The organism is Halapricum salinum, assembly GCF_004799665.1.
In the GTDB taxonomy this organism is placed as follows: domain Archaea; phylum Halobacteriota; class Halobacteria; order Halobacteriales; family Haloarculaceae; genus Halapricum; species Halapricum salinum.
Genome location: NZ_CP031310.1, coordinates 1923062 through 1942084, shown reverse-complemented (window position 1 = coordinate 1942084; position 19023 = coordinate 1923062). Strand labels below are relative to the sequence as shown.

Genomic DNA, 19023 nt, shown 5'->3' with positions numbered 1-19023 from the left:
GAAACGCTTAACGGGGCGCCGAGCGTCAGTCATCAATTGTCATGAAGATTCTGGTAACGGTCAAGGAAGTCGCCGCCGTCGACGACGAGTTCGAGGTCGACGGGCTCGCCATCGACGACCGGTATCTGACCTACGACCTCAACGAGTGGGACGAGTACGCTATCGAGGAGGCGGTCCAGATCGCCGAGGCGGGCGAGGACGTCGAAGTCGTCACGGTCACCGTCGGCCCCGAAGACGCCGAGGACACCATCAGACAGGCCCTGGCCAAGGGAGCCGACCGGGCGATTCGGGTCTGGGACGACGCGATCGCCGAGGCCGGCCTGCTCGACCCGGGGACGAAAGCCCAGTTGCTGGAAGCAGTCGTCGCCACCGAAGAGCCGGATCTGATCCTCTCCGGTGTGCAGGCCGGTGACGACGCCTTCGGGGCGACCGGCGTGACGCTTGCATCGCGATTGGGCTGGGAGTGGGCCGCCGTCGTCAACGACCTCGAACTCGGCGACGACGTCGCGACCGTCCACCGCGAACTCGAAGGCGGTGTCGAGGAACTCACCGACGTCGAGCTGCCGGCCGTGCTGACGATCCAGACCGGGATCAACGATCCGCGCTACGCCAGTCTGCGGGGGATTCGCCAGGCTCAGCAGAAGGAGTTGGCCGTGCAGTCGCTGGCTGACGTCGGGCTCGATTCGGACGTCCTCGACTCGCCGATCGAGCAGACCTCGCTGTACGAACCCGAGAGCGAGGGCGAGGCCACCATCTACGAGGGCAGCGCCGACGAGACGGCCGCGGACCTCGCAGAGCTCCTGCGGGAGCAGGGGGTGGCACAATGACGGTCCTCGTGGTCGCCGAGCACCGCCGCGGCGAGTTGCGGGACGCCAGTCTCGAACTCCTCACGGCGGGTCGCCAGCTCGCCGACGCCACGGGTGGGGAGCTTCACGTCGCGGTCGTGAGCGGGGACGTCGAGAGCTACGCCGACCAGCTGAATCGTGAGGGCGTCGACGCGATCCACACCGTTGCCGACGGCGAGGAGTTCAACCACGACGTCTACACCCAGGCAGTCGAACAGCTGTTCGAGGCCGTCGAGCCCACGGTCCTGTTGCTACCCAACAGCGTCAACGGGCTGGACTACGCGCCAGCCGTGGCCGAGCGACTCGACATCCCGCTCGTAACCGACGCCGTCGATTTCGACTATGGCGACGGACTGACCGTGACCCGGGAGATGTACGGCTCGAAGGTCGAGACCACCATGGACGTCGACGCTCCGCAGGCCGCCGTGACAGTTCGACCTGCCGAGTGGCCCAAAGCCGAGGGGACCGGTGACGCGACAGTCGAGGCTTTCGACGCCGCCATCGACGAGTCGGCCGTGCGGTCGACGGTGACGGGCTATCAGGAGGTCGGCGGCGGCGACATCGACATTAGCGACGCTGACGTGCTGGTGTCGGTGGGCCGCGGGATCGAAGAGGAAGACAATCTAGATATCATCCACGATCTGGCCGAGGCGCTGGACGCCACGGTGTCGGCCTCCCGGCCGATCGTCGACAACGGCTGGCTCCCGAAAGATCGGCAAGTGGGGCAAAGCGGGAAAGTGGTGACGCCGGACGTCTACATCGCCATCGGAATCTCGGGTGCGGTCCAGCACGTCGCCGGGATGAAAGGGGCCGACACGATCGTCGCGATCAACAACGACCCCAACGCGCCCATCTTCGACATCGCCGACTACGGGATTCAGGACGACCTCTTCGACGTGGTGCCCGCGCTGACCGAACAGTTCTCCTAGGTCCTCGTTCCGTTTTCGACGACAATTCTGGAACAGCCACACCACACTCGCTAGGAACAGTCACCACCGCAGCTACTTCCTCGAAAGCCCTCACCACGCTCGCTAGGAACAGTCACCACCGCAGCTACTTCCTCGAAAGCCCTCACCACGCTCGCGGTCGCTACGCGGCATATCCTCAGTCGCTCCGCTCCCTCGGATAGTGGCCGACATAGCGACTCCCTGTTCAGCGCGACCGTGGTTCGCCCTTTCAGTCCTCCAGGACCGCGACCACAACCGCATTGTTGTCGCCCCACCCCTCCCCGGTTCCGCGCTGATCGCGCGGAACACGCTTCCTGACCGCCCTGCCGTGGCCGGGAGCGCCCTCGTGGCGCGACCCGGGGAAGGGCAGGCCCGCTGTGCGGGGGCGTACCTGGCGGATCGAAAGGGCGAGACTCGCTGGCGCTGGAAGAGAGTCGCTCTGTCCGGCTCTATCCGAGGGAGCGAAAGCGAACGAGGATATCCGGCAGAGCGACCGCCAGCGAGTCGAGGGCTTTCCCTGCTTGGTCGCGTTGTTGTCACCGTTTCCTAGCCAGCGAGTCGGGGACGGTCCTGGTCCAAGGGTTTGTATACGATGAAAACATAGCAAACATCATGGGAACGATCTCGGCGCGGGTGCCGGACGAACTCGAAGACGAGCTAGAGACCTATCTCGAAGCCGAGCGACTCGATCGGAGTACCGCGATTCGGAAGCTCCTCGGGGAGGGACTCGAAGAGTGGCGGCGTGACCAGGCACTCGAACGGCTGCAAGCGGGTGAGGTCACGTTCAGCAAGGCGGCCGAACTGGCCGGGATGTCAGTCTGGGACTTCGCGAGCCTCGTCGATGAGCGCGACGTCACCTGGGTCGACGAGGGTCACCTCGAAGCGGACCTCGACGAGCTATAATGTGGGTCTTCGACGCGACGCCGCTGATCTATCTCGCGAAAGTAGATCGACTCGACCTCGTCGACGCACTCGACCAGCAATGTGTCGTCCCCGAACTGGTGTGCGAGGAGGTCGTCGAGGACGGGCTCGACGAGGGATACCCTGACGCTCGGCGAATCGAGCACGCTGTCGAGAACGGACTGTTGGAGGTCATCGACGTCCAGCAGACGGAACTGTTCGACCGCCTCCGTGCGAACGAAAATCTGAGCGACGCAGACGTCGCAGTACTGATCTGTGCGGCGGCACACGACGGCGTCGCCGTCATGGACGAAGCCTACGGCCGCGACGTGGCCGACGTGGAAGGGATCACGACCAGGGGAACGGCGTATCTTGTCCTCTCACTCGCCAAATCGGGCGCGATCGACGTGTCCGAGGCCCGATCGACGATCGACGCGATGGTCGAAAAAGGGTGGTACTGCTCACCGAGCGTCTACACGAAAATCGTCCAGAAGCTGGACTCGATCGACGACTAAGCTTCCAGATCAGTCTGCCACTCTCGAACCTGATCCGCACTCACACCTTGCACTTGCTCGGCGACGGCGTCGGGTTCGGCCGCGGCCAGGTCGTCCGGCGACTCCACACCAGCAGCCGAGAGCTTTTCCGCCGTTTTCGAACCGACGCCGCTCAGATCCTCCAGGTCCTCGACGGCGTTTCTGGCCTGATACTCCTCGTAGTTGCAGATCGGACAGCCCAGTTCCCACGGATCGTCGTCGTCCGCGCCGTCGAGGATGTGGATGTGCGGCAGGTCGTGCTCCTCACACCGCTGCTCCTGCACTTCGATGTCGCCGCGACGGGGCAGCGGCAGCGAGTAGTCACAGTCGGGGTAGCGCGTACACCCGACGAGTCGCGAGCCCGAGCGGAGGTGTTTGATCGCCAGTTCGCCCCCGTGCTCCTCACCACACTCCGGACACTCGCCGATCACCTCGTCCTCGCTCTCGTCGGCGGCCTCGGCCTGACAGCGTGGACAGCCGTGGACGAACGTGTCCGAACCGGCCAACATCTTGACGTGCTTGGTGTCGTGGTCCTCACAGACCTCGTCGAGCACGAGCGGCTCGCCGGTCGAGGGCAGCGGCAGCGTGTACCGACAGTCGGGGTAGCCGTCACAGCCGACGAAGTACGAGCCGTGGCGCGAGCGCCGGATCAGAAGGTCGTCACCACATTCGGGACACGAACCGATGGTGCGGTCGGCTTTCAGTGACTCCTGAAGGTGTTCGCCGACTTCCTCCCGGGAGTCGTGCAGTTCCGCGAACACTCGTTCCAGCATCTCCCGTGACTCGTCGGTGACGTCGTCCAGGGTGGCCTCGCCGTTGGCGATGGCGGTCATGTCCGCCTCCAGCTGGGCGGTCATCTCCTCGCTGACGATCAGGTCCGCGAACGCCTCGGCAGCGTCGACGACCGCCTTTGCCAGCGCCGTCGGCTGTGGCGGATCGCCGTCGATGTACCCCCGATCGTAGAGTTTCTCGAGGGTCCCGTGGCGGGTCGACTTGGTCCCGATCCCTAGGTCTTCCATTTTACTGATAAGTCTGGACTGGCCGTAGCGGCGCGGTGGCTGAGTCTGCTTGGCCTCCATCTCCACGTCGTCGATCCGCAACTGCTCGCCCTCTTCGACGTCGGGGACGTGGGTCTCGCTGGCGCTGGAGTAGGGGTAGACCTCGTGGTACCCAGCTTCGAGCAGGCGCTTGCCGTTGGCTTTCAGCTGTGCACCGTCGGCCTCGGCCACCACGCGCAGGTGCTCCCAGGTGGCGGGTTCGGCCACCGTCGCGAAGAACCGCCGGACGATCAGTTCGTAGACCTCCCACTCGTCCTCGCTCAGGTTGTTGCGGTCGGGGAACTCCCCGGTCGGGTGGATCGGTGGGTGGTCGGTCGACTCGGTCTCGCCACGGGTCGGCTCGACGCTGTCCTGTTCGAGCAGCGCCATCGCGTCGTCGCCGAAGGGGCTCGTACTGACGAACGCGTCGAGCAGTTCCTCCGGATCGAGGTCGTCGGGATAGACCGTGTTGTCCGTCCGCGGGTAGGTGACGTAGCCCGCCGTATAGAGTTCCTCGGCGATGGACATCGCCCGCTGGGCCGAGTAGCCAAGCGACCCCGCGGCCTGGATGAAGGCGGTGGTGTTGAACGGCGCAGGCGGGGCGTCCGTCCGGGTCCGCCGACGAACGGACGTAACCGTCGCCGACTCCTGCCCACTGATCCCCTCGAAGACCCGGTCGGCTTCCGCTTCGTCCCAGATACGCTCGGCCTCGCTGCCGTCATCGTCGTAGAAGTACTGTGCTTCGAATCCCGACCCGTTCTTCGCGAGGTCGGCGACGATCTCCCAGTAGTCCTCGGGATCGAAGGCCTCGATCTCGCGCTCGCGGTCGACGATCAGTTTGAGCGTGGGCGACTGGACCCGCCCGACGGAGATGAAGTCGTCGCCCAGTTGCCGGGCTGACAGCGAGAGAAATCGCGTGAGTGCGGCGCCCCAGATGAGGTCGATAATCTGGCGCGCTTCCCCGGCAGCGGCCAGATCGAAGTCCAGATCGTCCGGGTTTCCGAAGGCCTGCTTGACCTCGTTTTCGGTGATCGAGGAGAAGCGGACGCGCTGGATCGGGACGTCGGTCTCCTCCCGGATGAGTTCGTAGGCCTCCTTGCCGATCAACTCGCCCTCGCGGTCGTAGTCGGTGGCGATGACGGCCTCGTCGGCCTCGCGAGCCAGACTCCGAAGGGCGGCGACGATGTTCTCCTTGGTCGGCGATTTGACTATGTCGGCGTCGATCAGCTCGGCCGGCTGGACGTCGCGCCAGTCGTTGTACTCGGGCGGGAAGTCCACGCCGACGACGTGGCCCGACAGGCCGACGCAGCGCTTGCCACCCCACTTGTAGACGTTGACGCCGTTGCGTCGTTCGGCGTCGGCACCGCCATCAGAGAGGATCTCGGCGATCCGTCGCGCGGCATTGTCCTTCTCGGTGATGATCAACTGCATCGCCGATCACCCCGACGAACGTGATAGCTCATTGTGGCCCCCTACGACCCGACCTTCTCATTAGTCTTTCGGCGAGAAACCGCAAGACTGCGGCAGGACAAGGCGCGTGTGCGCCACGCGTGTGAACGCGTGAACAGCCATTGCCACGTCCTCGCCGTCCTCGATTACTGTCGGGTTGTGACAGACGCTACTGTGTCGATCTATGACGCACACCACGACGAAGAGCGCGGCACGGAATGAAGGGCGTGAATGCCAGCGACCACGAGTCAGTCTTCGGTTCCGAACTCACTGACGCGGTCGCCATTATCGCTGTCAGTCGATTCGTCCCACTCCATCTCCCGACCGATCGTCAGATAGAGCACTGCACCGACAATCAGGAGCGCGACGAGCAATCCCCCCGCAACTGTGAACAGATCTGCCATCACGTCGTGACTCCCCGGCCCGGCCACTTAAAACAGAGCGACCGTTTATCCTGGTGGGTGTGACGCGCCTAATATTCGAGTTTCGGTGTCTCTACCGTCCGAATACGGCTTCCTTCTCGGGCTGAAAAGACCTTACTCCCAGGGGTGGCCGTCGTCTTCCGGCCAGAGTGGATACCAGAACTCCTTGTCGTCCTCGATGCCGAGTTCGCCGTCGAGGACGCTCTGGAGTTTGAACTCCGCACCGGAGTCGCGTTCGCGTTCGCCAGGTTTCGGCGCGAAGGGATAGTACGCGCCCCGACGGAACGAGTAGATCCAGTAGACCGCACTGGCGGCGCTCGGGCGCTGGAACGAAAAGAGGGCGGCGAGCAGCCGCGAGCCGTAGCCGCGCTCGATGAGCGTGTCGGCCGCGAAGTGGATCGAGGTTACCAGATCCTCGAAGGTGTCGTCCTCGAGGACGACCCAGTGGTAGCCGTGGCTGTCCTCGACGAACACCGCGGTCGTCCCAGTCTCGACCTCGCCGGCATCGAGGATCTCCTCGACCTCCCGAAGCGCGTCCGTGAAGTCAGTGCTGTCGACGGCGGCGAAACACAGCGCGGCGTGGCCGGTCGGCTCGTAATCCAGATCGGCCTCCATCGTCACGTAAGCCGTACTCATCCCCCACAGATCGTCGGGATCGGCGTCCCGGGTGGCGTCTGCCTCGGCTTTGAGTCCGAGCGCCTGCTTCAGGCCGTCCAGCAGTCCCATGTCTCAGATTCTCGGCCGCCGGGCGTTAGACAGTTTCCATCTCCCGCTCTAGTTCCTGCAGCCGCTCGATCCGCTTTTCGGTGCCAGGGTGCGTTCTGAACAGATTACCGATGAACCCCTTGGTGATCGGGACGATGAAGAACGCGTTCATCTCGGCCTGCTCACGCAGGTCCTCCTTGGGCACTTTGTCCATCCGCCCGGAAATTTTCATCAGTGCACTCGCGAGTGCGGAGGGTTGGCCGGTGATGATCGCCCCGCCGCGGTCGGCGGCGTACTCGCGGTACCGCGAGAGGGCGCGGATCAGCAGGAACGAGACGATCCAGACGACCAGCGAGACGAGGATGGCGACCCAGATCGGGGCCTGGTTGTTGCCCCGGCCGTGGCCGTGACCACCCGAGAACAGCCAGCCCCAGCGCACGATGATGAAGGCGATCGTCGACAGAAAGGAGGCGATGGTCATCACCATCACGTCGCGGTTCTTGATGTGAGCCAGTTCGTGCGCGAGGACGCCTTCGAGTTCGTCCTGATCGAGCGTCTCCATGATCCCCGTCGTCACGCAGACGGTCGCGTTCTTCTGCGAGCGCCCGGTCGCGAAGGCGTTGGGAACCTGCGAGTCGGCGACCGCGACCTGCGGTTTCGGTAGATCGGCCTGCTGGGCCAGCCGACTCACGCTGTCGTGGAGTTCGGGATACTCGTCTTCGTCAGCGACGTGTGCACCCATGCTCCGGAGGGCGAGCTTGTCGCTGAAGAAGAGCTGTACGAAGCTGAACAGCCCCATCACGACGACGATTCCGAGCAGGCCGACGCCAGCGGTCGCAAGCGCGCCGATGAAGAAGACGTACAGCACGCCGAGCAAGATCATCGTCAGGAGCATCCGCCAGCGGAGTCCCCAGTCTGCGTTCCACTGCATTGATAGCTGATCGTAGGTTCCTCACGCTGATATACTTCCCTCTCTGCCAGCAGGAGAGGCGTTTTCAGCCGTGCGGACAAACATCGAGTCATGACACGAACTGTCGTCGTGACGGGCGGCCGCGGCCGGTCGGGACGCTGGATCGTCGACCATCTCGCAAGCGAGGGCTGGACGGTCGTCTGCGTCGATCAGGACCACCCCGGCTGGGAGATCGACTCGCGCGAAGGCGTGGACTTCCGAGCGGTGGATCTCACTGACGCCGGCCAGACCTTCGAACTGATCGCCGAGATCGAACCCGAGGCGGTCGTCCACTGGGCAGCACTTCCGGCACCGGTCCGCCACGCCGGCCAGCGCGTCTTCGAGACTAACGTCACCGCGACGTACAACGCGCTCGTGGCGGCCGGACAGGCCGGATCCCGAATCGTCTGGGCCTCCAGCGAGAGCGCCTACGGCATGGCCTTCGCCGAGGAGACGCCACTGCCGGACGCGCTCCCGACCACCGAGGATCACGCGATGCGTCCCGAGGACCCCTACGGCGTCTCGAAAGTCGCCGGCGAGGAAGTCGCGAAGATGGTCGCGCGACGCTACGACGTCCCGGTCGTCTCGATCAGGCCCTCCTGGATCCAGTACCCCGGCGAGTACAATTGTCTGGACTACGAGAGTCTCGACGCGGGGGCGGGCAACTGCTGGTCGTACGTGGACGTCCGGGATATCGCCACCCAGGTCGCGGCAGCACTGACCGCCGACGTCGACGGCCACGAGGCAGTCCACGCCGCCGCCGCGAACAACTACCTCGGCCGGCCGACGGTCGAGGCCGTCCGCGAGTACTTCGGAACAGTGCCCGAGGACTGCTCGCTGGCCGCTGACTCGGAGGCGTCGGCCCTGTCGATCGAGAAGGCCGGCCGCCTGCTCGACTGGGAGCCCGAGCACGGCTGGCGAACAGCGTCCGAGGAAGCCGTCGAGCCACCGCAACTGGTGGCGTGAGCGGGCCGAAACGGTCTTGTCGTCGTAGCCGTGAGAGCCGACGATGGCTCTCGGGACCCCGTTCGATCGGCTGGAACTCGGCGTCCTGTTGGTAGTCGCCGCGGCGCTGACGATCGCCGAGCCGTGGCTGGTCCCCCCGAATCCTGCCCTGCGGATGCTGTTCCTGGTGCTCGCGGGCGTCGTGAGTCTGCTGAGCGCGACGCTGGTGCGGACGCTCCGAGCGCGAAAAGCGGCCCCACGCCGATAGATCCGTGTACCTGGCCGCTGTAGCCTCGCGCATGACACTCGTCTGTCGTGACTGTGGCCGCGAGTATCCCGCCGACAGTCCCTGGCGCTGCACCTGCGGCTATCCGCTGGACTTCGCCGAACAGCCGCTACCCGACAGTGACACCCCGGCGATCGGCTCTCGTGACGACGGGCTGTGGGCGTTCGCGGACTTCCTGCCGGTCGAGCGTCGCGTCTCCTTCGGCGAGGGATGGACGCCGCTGGTCGACGCTCCCGAGTGGGACGTCCAGTTCAAGCTCGAATCGCTCTTTCCGACCGCGAGTTTCAAGGACCGCGGTGCGACCGCGACGATCTCCAGGGCGGTCGAACTGGGCGTCGACCGGGTCGTCGAAGACTCCTCGGGCAACGCCGGGCTCGCCATCGCGACGTACGCCGCCCGGGCCGGGATCGACGCCGAGATATTCGTGCCCGCCGACGCCAAACCCGGGAAACTGAACGCGATCGAACGAACCGGCGCGACCCTCCGGAAGATCGAGGGCTCACGGCAGGACGTCACCGACGCCTGCGTGGAAGCCGTCAATAAATCTGATGCTTACTACGCCAGCCACGCCTGGGACCCCGCCTTCTTCGCCGGCACCGCGACCGCCGCGATGGAAGTCGCCGCCCAGCGCGACTGGACCGCGCCCGACGCGTTCGTGACGCCGCTGGGCCACGGGACGCTCTTTCTCGGCGCCTATCGCGGCTTCCGGGCGCTCCAGAAGGCCGGCTGGATCGACTCGATCCCGACGCTTCTGGGTGCCCAGGCCGCCGGCGTCGCACCCGTCGTCGAAGCCCTGGGCGGCGATCCAGGCGGGAGTCGTAACGACGCCGCCGACGGCATCCAGATCAGCGAACCCGTCAGGATGAAACAGATCCTCGACGCCATCGAGGCCACGGACGGCGACGCCGTCGCCGTCTCGACAGCCGCCACCCAGCGCGAGCACGACCGGCTCGCCAGGGCCGGCTTTCACGTCGAGCCGACCTGTGCGACCGCGACCGCGGCCCTCCGGCAGTTTCGCGAGCGCGGCGTGATCGACGACACTGACGACGTAGTGGTGGCGCTGACCGGGAGCGGGCTGAAAGGCTGATTCGAGAACCGGCGCGCGCTGGCGAAGCGTCGATTCTGAGCCAGCGCCGCGCGAGGTCTTCGCGAGTCCAACGAGCGAATGCTTGAGAGAGCTTGCTCTCTGAGTGGATGACTGACGGGAGCGAAGCGACCGAGGGAATCGGCTGGGAGGGTGTGGCTGGCCGTGGCTGTGCGGTGGGTGGGATCGAAAGGGGCGCCCGGGGCTTTCGGCGTTCTGGAGGCGTCACCAGTATCGCAGTGAGGTCTCACCGCTCCGGGTGCGTAGCACCGTCGAACCCCCCACGCACCAGTGGCTTAGCGATGTGCCGGCGGGCACACGGCGGGACCTCGTACCAGCCACGCTCCAGATCGCGCTCGATCGGCTGCTCGACCTTCCCGCCAGCACTGGTCCCGCAGGCACGACACCGATAGCCCTGGTCCCGGCCCGCACTCTTCATCGACCGCCCACAGTCGGGACAGTCCGGCGTCACCAGCTCCGTCTCTACGAGGTCCCGGACGGCGAACTTCTCCAGTTTCAGCGTCTCCGCACTCACCTCGCCACACACAGTGAGTTCGTCGCCCACACGCAACGCCCGAACCCGATCCCTGAATCGCTTGGTCGGCTCGAAGGCCGCACACTCCAGCCGAGCGTCGTCGTCACCGAGGTCGAAGAAGACGTGTCCACCTTCGCGCGTCTCGGGAGCCGCGAGCACCGTCCCCGAGAGACGGTAGGCCCGGCCCTCGGCGACGCTCTCGACCGTCCCGTCGCGAAGGTGTGCGTCGGTGCCCTGGTTGGTCACGAACAGGTGCTCGCGAGCGACGGACTCGCTCGCGATTGCCCCGGCCACGTCACCCACGACGTCGGGGTCGTCGACCCGAATCCCGTAGAGAATCGGACACGGCGTGTGCGGCACGCAAACCGCCTCGCCCTCGACCCGGTCGACGGTGTCCCAGGCCTCGGGATACCCCGCCTCGGCCGCGTCGAACACCGAGTCCAGACCGATCTCGCGATCAGTGCCCCAGCGCTCGCGCTCGCGGTAGGCGATGTGCTCGTAGGTCCAGTCGCCGAACGCTCGCCAGGCCCCGGCGGCCGCGAGTGCGCCGATCAGCCCCCGGCCGTTACCCCGGGCGAGCGTCTCGAAGCCCGACTCGGCGGCCAGTTCGCGGGCCGCCGAAATCTCGTGGTGGTCCCGGACGGCCGCACGGGCGAAGTCGGCGACGGCCTGCGGAGCGTCGTCAGGCTCGCAGTCGGCGACGACGACGCCGGGATTCGTTCGCGGATCGTCGACCTCGGCGAGATCGAGAAGGTCGCGAGCGAGTCCGAGCGCCGATCCGGGATCGGCGTCGGTGTGGATCGCCAGCGCGGCGTTACCCCGGGTCTTGTGTTCGACAGCGGGGTTCAACCGCACGAGTAGCGTCCGCTCGACGGCGTGGCCGGCCGACTCCAGTCGCTCGGCGAGGCGCGCGGCGACGTAGGTCGTGCACATCCCCAGCTCGCGGGAGTCGGTGTCGTCGAGGCCGACGAGTGTCACTATACCCCCCTCGTAGCGGCGCGGAGTAACGCGTTACGAAACCGACTGTCACCACCTGCACCGGTACTTCTATATCAATTTACGGGGTCGATCGTGGAGAAACCGCAATACGAGGCGTGTGCGGCCGCCGCAAACCATTTATGCGATGAGGTACTTACCATGACAGTGAACTAGCGATGTCCCGATCCGCACTGGTCGAGAACGTCACCGCGATGCTAGAGGACGCTGGCTTTCTCGTCAGCGAGCGGTGTGCGATTCGCCCGAAGAGTTTCGACGTGGCAGCCCGCCGCGGACGGGACACGGTTCTAGTGAAGATTCTGGGGAACATCGACGCCTTCGACGGTCAGACCGGCGCGGAGATGCGCCGACTGGGCGAGTATCTGCGGGCGACGCCGATGGTCATCGGCCTCAGAACGCGGGACGAGGACCTCAAGCCCGGGGTGGTGTACTTCCGTCACGGCGTGCCCGTCCTCTCGCCGGACACCGCGATGGACCTGTTCGTCGAGGAGGTACCGCCGCTGATCTACGCCGCGCCCGGCGGGCTGTACGTCAACATCGACAGCGAGATCCTCGCCGACGCCCGCGAGGACCGCGAGTGGAGTCTCGGCAAACTCGCCAGCGAACTGGGCGTCTCTCGCCGAACGGTCTCGAAGTACGAGGACGGCATGGACGCCTCCGTCGAGGTGGCGGCGAAGTTAGAAGAGCTGTTCGAAGCGCCGCTGACCTCGCCCGTCGACGTCATCGACGGAGCCGACGAAGTCAGAGACGGCGAGCCGACGCCCGACGATCCAGCGGTCGACCCCGAAGACGAGCCGATCGTGACAGTGCTCACCCGGGTGGGCTTCGACGTCCACCCGACCGAGCGCGCACCGTTCAAAACCGTGAGCGAGAACGCCGACCGCCGTCGGCAGATGCTGACCGGCCACTCCGAATTCACCAAGACCGCCGAGAAACGCGCCCGGATCATGTCCTCGGTCGGGAAAGTGACCGAGACCACGTCGGTCTACGTCGTCGAGCGCGCGACCCGCGAGTCCGTCGACGAGACGGCACTGATCGAGGAAGCCGAGCTAGAGGAGATCGAAGACGCCGACGAGCTCCGGGACCTGATCCGCGAGCGCGGCGGCGAGCCCGCCTGATTCAGGTGGACGATTCACTGACGAAGAACGGACGCCTCACAGTGACGTCTGCGGGCCGACCTCCTGATCGATCGCTGCCGAGCCGCCGCGGTCAGTGTAGCGCTTGCGACCGACCGCGTCCATCCCGACCATCATCAATATCGTCGCCAACAACTGCTCGCTCGACTCGAAGGTCTCCTCGATTGGCGCGAGCAACGACGCGAAACTGACCGACTCACCAGATATCTCCAGTTCCTGATCGGCGAACTTCTCGCGCAATCGCCGTGCCGTCATCGGATACTCCTGCTCTGAGAGGGTCTCTCCGAAGTCGCCGAAGTACACGCCCAGTTCGCGATCGGTGATCGGAAGTGCCATACGTGACCTGGCGAGCCCACACACAAGTATTCCACCATATTAATCATTATATTACTAGAGGGTCCGAACCCAGCAGGCTTAAGAGCGTCTGCACCGCTTTCCCAGCCACGCATGGAGTACACGCTGGCGATCGAGGGCGCGCCCGAGACGATCCCGAGCGGCACCGGTATTCTTCTGGTCCACCCGAGCACCGGCGAGACCGACCGAATCGACACGGACTTTCTGAGCACCGACACCGATCGCATGCTGATCATCTCGACGCGGACGACGGCCCGCGAGGTCGAGCAGAAGCTCGAACACTACGCCGTCGACGAGTCGAAAGCGACGATCCTCGACACGCTGTCGGTCGAGCGCGGCTACACGCGCCGCCAGTCCGACAACGTCCGGTACGTCTCCGCACCCGATAATCTCGACGAGATCGTCGAACAGACCGAGCGCTTCCTCGCCGAACACGACGGCAAGCTCCGGGTCTCGATCGATTCGGTCACCGAGATGGCCTACTACGCCGACGAGGACCGCGCCCGTGAAGCCGTCGAAGCGCTGCTCGAACTGCTCGTCGACCACGACGCCGTCGGTCTCTTCCACCTGGCCGAGGGCGTCCACGACGAGGCCGTCGTCGACGGCTACCGCGACCTGTTCGACGGCGTGATCGACCTCGCCGAGGACGGCACGGTCTACGCCTCCTTCGACGACTAGTTCCTGTCAGAAACCACATACCAGTGGATACGCCGGAAAGCGACCGGATACAGCAGCAGTATCCGGGCCAGACGGGTCGTCGCGTGACCGAGAGACGCAGTCACGCACGGACGAGAATCGGCCCGCGCCAGCAACGCATGAGTGGTTGTACCAAACCACCAATGGTTAAGGTGCGTCAGACTAACAGACGGGTGTATGCCGGAATGCCAGAACTGTGGCTCATTTGTAACGGCAGCCTACGCGCGTGTTTTTACACCGAATGGGCTCGAAAACCCCCGAGTGTGTCCGCAGTGTGAAGACAAGATCCGTGACGGTGCAGACGTCCGCGAGGCCCGGTCGACCCGACGCGGATAGGCGTACAAGACCACTGACCAGCGGTTTCCCCTTCTTACCTTCGGCGTACCCGATCGACGATCGACCGCGCAGTCTCGAATAGTGTCTCGGCGCGATCGGCGTCGCGCGCTTCTGCGGTCACGCGCACCAGCGGCTGTGTCCCGCTGGCCCGCAGCAGGAACCAGCCGTCTTCGAGACCGACTCGGACTCCATCGAGCGTCGTCACGTCGTCGTACTCGTCGGTCACGGCGTCGGTGATCCGCTCCATGACGGCCGCTTTGTCCGCGACCTCGATGCTGTCGCGCTGGATCGGATAGGTCTCGACGTCGGCCACGCGATCGGCGAGCGAGCGCTCGCCCGCCAGCGCGGCGAGTTTTACCGCGGCGAGCGGGCCGTCGGGACACAGCGTCGCGTCGGGCCAGATCCACGCGCCCGAGGGTTCGCCCCCGAAGGCCACGTCGGGATCGGTCACTCGCTCGGCGACGTAGACGTCGCCCACCCGCGTTCGCGTCACCTCGACGTCGATCTCGGCGAGATAGTCGTCGACCGCGAGGCTCGTGTCGACGGGCGCGGCGATCCGCTGGCCCGGTTCTGCGGCGTCCCGCGCGAGGATCGCCAGCAGAACGTCCCCCGAGATGAACTCGCCTTCGCCCGTGGCCGCACGCATCCGGTCGGCGTCGCCGTCGTGAGCGATCCCCAACTCGGCGTCGCCAGCACCGACGAGTTCCGACAGCGACTCACAGTTCTCGGCCGTGGGTTCGCTCGGCCGTCCCGGGAACGACCCGTCGGGCTGGGCGTTCAGCGTCTCGACTGCGCAGCCCAGTGTTTGGAAAGCGTCGACGCTGACGCCGCCCGCGCCGTTGCCGAGGTCGACGACGACTTCGGGCGGGTCCTCGATCTCGACCGCCGCGGCGAGGGCCTCGACGTGGCGCGTTCGCGCGTCGACAGTCGTCTCGGTTCCGAGTCGATCCCACGGCTGCAGGTCGGTCTCGCCCGATTCGATACGCTCGACCAGGCGGTCTTGCATGGGGTCGTCGAAGGCCTGCCCGGACGGTTGCCAGAGCTTGATCCCGTTGTCGGGCGCAGGGTTGTGACTCGCCGTGACCGAGACGCCGGCGTCGGCGTCCTTCCAGGCGACAGCGCGGGCGACCGTCGGCGTCGCGGCCATCCCCAGGTCGATCACGTCCGTTCCTGACTCTCGCAGGGCGGCCGAGAGGGCGTCCCGGAGGTGGTGTCCGCTCTCGCGGGGGTCCCGGCCGATGACGACTCGGTCGGTCTCGACGCCGAGAGCGCGGCCGACCCGGAGCGCGAGGTCGGCTGTCACGTCCTCGCCGACCGGCCCGCGGATACCGCTGGTTCCGAACATACGCGAAGCGGCGCGGGGCAGCGCCAAAAAGGAGGCGGTCGCTTACTCGTAGCGCAGCGCGTCGATCGGGTCCGTTCGCGAGGCATTCCAGGCCGGATACAGTCCGGCGAGCACGCCCACGAGAATACCGACGACGATCGCGATCGCGGCGTACGTCGAGGGGAACACCCAGGGGATGCCGATGAACTGCGCGCCAGCGTAGCCCGCGCCTAACCCGAGCAGCGTCCCGAGGATCGCCCCCAATAATCCGAGGATGACCGCCTCGACGATGAACAGCCCGAGGACGTCGCGGCGCTGGGCGCCGACGGCTTTCATGATCCCGATCTCGCGAGTGCGTTCGGTCACGGAGACGAGCATGATGTTGGCGATGCCGATCGCACCGACGAGCAGCGAGATTGCCGCGATCCCGACGATGAAGTTCTGCAGGAGGCTGAGCACGCTTTCCAGTTGACCCAGGAGTTCGGTACTGGTCTTGAGGAAGAACGTGAGTCCGCCCTGTTCGGCCGGCCCGCTCGCGTCCGAGCGGTCACTGCTCAGGTACTCGTTCGTGACGCTCTTGACCCGCTCGATGTCGTCAGCGTTCTTCGTCGGGGCTTCGGCGACCAGCGAGATGTACCGGGCGCGCTCGGTCGCTCCCTGAGCGATGCGCTCGTAGTAGGGATCGGCCGGGAGATAGAGCCGGGGTGACGCCCCGAAGCCTTCGAAGGGACTGTAACTCTCCGAGTCAGTGGTGATGCCGACGACGGTCGCGGTCACCTGCTGGCCGCCGACGACGGTGATGGTCAGGTTCGAGCCGAGAGTGACGTTCGAGTCGAACAGGCTCGCCATCGCGGGATTGACGACGACCTCACGGGCGCCTCTCTGGAACTGTCTCCCGTCCCGGAGATCGCTCTCGTCGAGATACCCCGGTCCAGTCGCGATGATCCCGTCCTGTCTGGGCAAGGTCTGTCCCGCGTATGTCACCCCCTGAGCCGGAACTGGCGAGTAGACGTAGGCGTCCTCGACGCCCGAGAGATTCGAGATTGCCGCCGCGTCCTGCTGTGTGAACACCGGCTGAGCGCCCGATAGCGGCCCCTGATTGGCGTTTTCCGGTGGGGCAGACCAGACGTAGACGTTGCGCTGGTCGTCCGGGCTGATGTCGCCGATGATCCCCTCCTGCAGGCCCGCCCCGAGCGTGACGAACGTGATCACCGCGGCGATGCCGATGATCACCCCGAGGGTCGTCAGCGTCGACCGGAGTTTGTGGCCCTTGATCGAGCGCCAGGCGATCCGCAGGCTCTCGATGGGGTTCATACGCCCACCCCCGACAGCTCCTCGATCTCCTCGATCTCACCGTCGAGCAGGTGGATGATCCGCTCGGCGTGTTCGGCGATGTCGCGCTCGTGGGTCACCATCAGGATCGTGTTCCCGCGGTTGTAGAGATCCTCGAACAGCCCCATGATCTGCGCGCCCGTCTCGGTGTCGAGGTTGCCGGTCGGCTCGTCGGCCAGCAGGATGGCGGGGTCGTTCACCAGCGCGCGAGCGATGGCGACCCGCTGGCGCTGCCCGCCCGAGAGTTCGTTCGGTAGGTGACCCAGTCGGTCGCCCAGTCCGACGGAGTCGAGGACGTCCGCTGCGTGCTCGCGGCGCTCAGTTCGGTCGACACCGCGAAACACCATCGGAAGGGCGACGTTCTCGCGGGCGTTCAGCCGCGGCATGAGGTTGAACGTCTGGAAGACGAAGCCGATTTCCTCGCCGCGTATCTTCGTCCGTTTTCGATCCCCGATCGTCGTCACGTCCTGGTCGTTCACGACGACCGACCCCTCCGTAGGGGTGTCCAGACACCCGATGAGGTTCATCAGCGTCGATTTGCCCGAGCCGCTCGGGCCCATCACCGCCGTGTAGGAGCCGCGGGGAATCTCCAGGGAGACGCCGTCCAGGGCGTGGACCGGCTCACCCACCTGGTACGTCTTGCGGACGTCTTCGAGTGTGACGGCCGCTTCACTATTCGATGACCCACTCATGGCTGGACGGTAGGACGGCTCCTCAAAAAGGGTATCGAGAAGGGGGCCCCGTCATATCCTGCTTCTATCGGGGATTCGTGGGAGAAAAATAAAAACGTCTTCGGAACAACCCATCGATGTGCGGACTCTACTGGTGATCCTGTGTTGTCTCGCGGTTCTGTGTTCGGGGTGTGTAGCGATCGGTACTCCTGGCGATTCGGGCGACGAATCCACGAAAATCGCGGACCTCACGATCGCCAACAGTCTCGATACGCAGACGACGGTCGACCTACTCGTTCGAAATCACACGACAGGTGACGTCATCCACGAGGAACAACTCACCCTCGAACGGAACGAATCCAGAGAGTACACTCGATTCGACGACGGGAGCGAGTTCAACGTCACTGTCGCCGTGGGGAATCGTACGAACTCGAAAGTGTTCTGGACGACAGAATCGAATTCTGTCGGTCTCTACGTGATGGTAGAGCAGGACAGGGTCCGAATGATGCGCACAGTGCGATGACGACGCGAACGGTTTTTACGCCCGGCCCACGCCCCTACAGCCATGAAACGCGGGGGATCTGACGACGCGAAACGCGCCGCCGGCGAGTCAGCGGCCGAGGCCGTCTCCGACGGCATGATCGTCGGACTCGGGACCGGGAGCACCGCCGCACACTCCATCCGCGACCTCGGCCGGCAGGTCGACGCCGGCCTCGATATCGAGGGTATTCCGACCTCCTTCCAGTCCCGAGAGCTGGCGCGGGAGGCGGGAATTCCACTGACGACGCTTGACGACGCGAGGCCCGACGTGGCGATCGACGGGGCGGACCAAGTGGCCGACGGCCAGCTCGTAAAAGGTGGCGGGGCCGCACACGCTCGCGAGAAGGTGGTCGATGCGGCGGCCGACCGGCTGTTGGTCGTCGTCGATCCGACGAAGGAAGCGGACGTGCTCGATCACCCGGTTCCAGTCGAAACGATCCCCGACGCGCGTCAGACGGTGGCCGACGCCGTTCGGGAACTCGGTGGTGAGCCCGAACTCCGTGCCGCCGAGCGCAAGGACGGCCCCGTGGTGACTGACAACGGGAATCTGGTGCTGGACTGTGACTTCGGCGCGATCGCCGAGCCGGGCGCGCTGGCGACCGATCTATCGAAGATTCCGGGCGTGCTCGAACACGGGCTGTTCATCGGTCTGGCCGACGAGATTCACTGTGGGACCGACGAGGGTGTGCGGGTTGAGACTCTGTGATTTGGGGAGGAATCGATTCTAAAGCAACGAATACCCGCTCTTGAAAGCCCTCACCACGCTCGCTAGGAGCCTGAAACGATTCCGCAGCTACTAGTGATTCCACCTCCTCGAAAGCCCTCACCACGCTCGCGGTCGCTGAGCGACATATCCTCACTACGTTCGGATAGGGGTCGCTCAGGCGACTCCCCTCCGGCGCGACCGTGGTTCGCCCTTTCATTCCGCCAGGCCCGCGACCACAACCGCAATATTGTGGCCCCACTCCTCCCCGGTCGCTCGTCGTTCGACGAGCGACACG

Annotated in this window: 21 protein-coding genes; 12 read left to right on the top strand and 9 right to left on the bottom strand. The window is 65.4% G+C overall.

All coding sequences use genetic code 11. The features are described 5' to 3' along the window. Positions 1–41: 41 nt before the first annotated feature. The 4 genes from DV733_RS09730 to DV733_RS09715 all read left to right on the top strand — a co-directional run bounded on the left by DV733_RS09730 (position 42) and on the right by DV733_RS09715 (position 3207). Positions 42–827: an electron transfer flavoprotein subunit beta/FixA family protein gene (locus DV733_RS09730; protein WP_049994879.1), complete on the top strand. Its 786-nt coding sequence runs from the start codon at positions 42–44 to the stop codon at positions 825–827. Continuing rightward, a complete protein-coding gene (locus tag DV733_RS09725) occupies positions 824–1774 on the top strand; it encodes an electron transfer flavoprotein subunit alpha/FixB family protein (protein WP_049994880.1) in 951 nt (316 codons plus the stop codon). The genes DV733_RS09730 and DV733_RS09725 overlap by 4 nt, the downstream gene beginning before the upstream one ends. Positions 1775–2404: 630 nt before the next feature. Beyond that, positions 2405–2695, top strand: a complete 291-nt coding sequence (locus DV733_RS09720; protein ID WP_049994881.1) for a UPF0175 family protein — start codon at positions 2405–2407, stop codon at positions 2693–2695. Beyond that, positions 2695–3207 carry a DUF3368 domain-containing protein gene (locus tag DV733_RS09715; RefSeq protein ID WP_049994882.1) on the top strand — a complete coding sequence of 171 codons (513 nt, stop codon included), beginning with the start codon at positions 2695–2697 and terminating at the stop codon, positions 3205–3207. Before DV733_RS09720 ends, DV733_RS09715 begins: the two co-directional genes overlap by 1 nt. Here the strand turns inward: DV733_RS09715 and DV733_RS09710 are convergent. The 4 genes from DV733_RS09710 to htpX form a co-directional block, all read right to left on the bottom strand. Continuing rightward, on the bottom strand, positions 3204–5693 hold the full coding sequence (locus tag DV733_RS09710) for a DNA topoisomerase I (RefSeq protein ID WP_049994883.1): 2490 nt from the start codon (positions 5691–5693) through the stop codon (positions 3204–3206). The genes DV733_RS09715 and DV733_RS09710 overlap by 4 nt on opposite strands. A gap of 266 nt (positions 5694–5959) precedes the next feature. Beyond that, positions 5960–6115 (bottom strand): hypothetical protein, encoded by a 156-nt coding sequence (locus DV733_RS17115; protein WP_154019535.1) that lies wholly within the window; start codon positions 6113–6115, stop codon positions 5960–5962. Positions 6116–6247: 132 nt separating this feature from the next. Beyond that, the gene (gene pspAB, locus DV733_RS09705; protein ID WP_049994884.1) at positions 6248–6859 is read right to left on the bottom strand and encodes a PspA-associated protein PspAB; all 612 of its coding nucleotides are present in this window, start codon (positions 6857–6859) and stop codon (positions 6248–6250) included. Between the two features lie 25 nt (positions 6860–6884). Further along, the gene (htpX, locus tag DV733_RS09700) at positions 6885–7769 is read right to left on the bottom strand and encodes a zinc metalloprotease HtpX (RefSeq protein ID WP_049994885.1); all 885 of its coding nucleotides are present in this window, start codon (positions 7767–7769) and stop codon (positions 6885–6887) included. Positions 7770–7859: 90 nt separating this feature from the next. Here htpX and DV733_RS09695 point away from each other — a divergent pair, with 90 nt between their 5' ends. Genes DV733_RS09695 through DV733_RS09685 form a run of 3 tightly spaced genes read left to right on the top strand, consistent with a single transcriptional unit; the run spans position 7860 to position 10105 of the window. Further along, a complete protein-coding gene (locus DV733_RS09695; RefSeq protein WP_049994886.1) occupies positions 7860–8753 on the top strand; it encodes an NAD-dependent epimerase/dehydratase family protein in 894 nt (297 codons plus the stop codon). Between the two features lie 43 nt (positions 8754–8796). Continuing rightward, on the top strand, positions 8797–9000 hold the full coding sequence (locus DV733_RS09690) for a hypothetical protein (RefSeq protein ID WP_049994887.1): 204 nt from the start codon (positions 8797–8799) through the stop codon (positions 8998–9000). A 31-nt stretch (positions 9001–9031) separates the two neighbouring features. Next, complete coding sequence (locus tag DV733_RS09685) at positions 9032–10105, top strand: pyridoxal-phosphate dependent enzyme (RefSeq protein WP_049994888.1); 1074 nt, start codon at positions 9032–9034, stop codon at positions 10103–10105. Between the two features lie 244 nt (positions 10106–10349). On the opposite strand, the gene DV733_RS09680 is transcribed toward DV733_RS09685, so the two are convergent. Next, entirely contained in the window at positions 10350–11615 is a 1266-nt protein-coding gene (locus tag DV733_RS09680; protein WP_049994889.1) for a tRNA(Ile)(2)-agmatinylcytidine synthase, read from the bottom strand. 176 nt (positions 11616–11791) lie between these two features. Between DV733_RS09680 and DV733_RS09675 the strand changes: the two genes are divergently transcribed. Beyond that, positions 11792–12751 (top strand): transcriptional regulator, encoded by a 960-nt coding sequence (locus DV733_RS09675; RefSeq protein ID WP_049994890.1) that lies wholly within the window; start codon positions 11792–11794, stop codon positions 12749–12751. 36 nt (positions 12752–12787) lie between these two features. On the opposite strand, the gene DV733_RS09670 is transcribed toward DV733_RS09675, so the two are convergent. Then, on the bottom strand, positions 12788–13105 hold the full coding sequence (locus tag DV733_RS09670) for a DUF5789 family protein (RefSeq protein WP_049994891.1): 318 nt from the start codon (positions 13103–13105) through the stop codon (positions 12788–12790). A gap of 111 nt (positions 13106–13216) precedes the next feature. Between DV733_RS09670 and DV733_RS09665 the strand changes: the two genes are divergently transcribed. After that, a complete protein-coding gene (locus tag DV733_RS09665; protein WP_049994892.1) occupies positions 13217–13801 on the top strand; it encodes a DUF7090 family protein in 585 nt (194 codons plus the stop codon). Positions 13802–13996: 195 nt separating this feature from the next. Further along, positions 13997–14155: a DUF7563 family protein gene (locus DV733_RS17920; protein ID WP_449267305.1), complete on the top strand. Its 159-nt coding sequence runs from the start codon at positions 13997–13999 to the stop codon at positions 14153–14155. Between the two features lie 34 nt (positions 14156–14189). Here DV733_RS17920 and glmM read toward each other — a convergent pair whose 3' ends face one another. The 3 genes from glmM to DV733_RS09650 are packed head-to-tail and all read right to left on the bottom strand — an operon-like array spanning position 14190 to position 17503. Then, on the bottom strand, positions 14190–15500 hold the full coding sequence (gene glmM / locus DV733_RS09660) for a phosphoglucosamine mutase (protein WP_049994893.1): 1311 nt from the start codon (positions 15498–15500) through the stop codon (positions 14190–14192). Between the two features lie 42 nt (positions 15501–15542). Continuing rightward, complete coding sequence (locus tag DV733_RS09655; protein ID WP_049994894.1) at positions 15543–16793, bottom strand: ABC transporter permease; 1251 nt, start codon at positions 16791–16793, stop codon at positions 15543–15545. Further along, positions 16790–17503, bottom strand: coding sequence for an ABC transporter ATP-binding protein (locus tag DV733_RS09650; RefSeq protein ID WP_049994895.1), 714 nt, complete (start codon positions 17501–17503; stop codon positions 16790–16792). The genes DV733_RS09655 and DV733_RS09650 overlap by 4 nt, the downstream gene beginning before the upstream one ends. 118 nt (positions 17504–17621) lie before the next feature. Here DV733_RS09650 and DV733_RS09645 point away from each other — a divergent pair, with 118 nt between their 5' ends. Both DV733_RS09645 and rpiA read left to right on the top strand, forming a co-directional pair. Then, a complete protein-coding gene (locus DV733_RS09645) occupies positions 17622–18005 on the top strand; it encodes a hypothetical protein (RefSeq protein ID WP_136342327.1) in 384 nt (127 codons plus the stop codon). Positions 18006–18047: 42 nt separating this feature from the next. Then, the gene (rpiA, locus tag DV733_RS09640; protein ID WP_049994897.1) at positions 18048–18728 is read left to right on the top strand and encodes a ribose-5-phosphate isomerase RpiA; all 681 of its coding nucleotides are present in this window, start codon (positions 18048–18050) and stop codon (positions 18726–18728) included. The last annotated feature ends 295 nt before the right edge of the window (positions 18729–19023 follow it).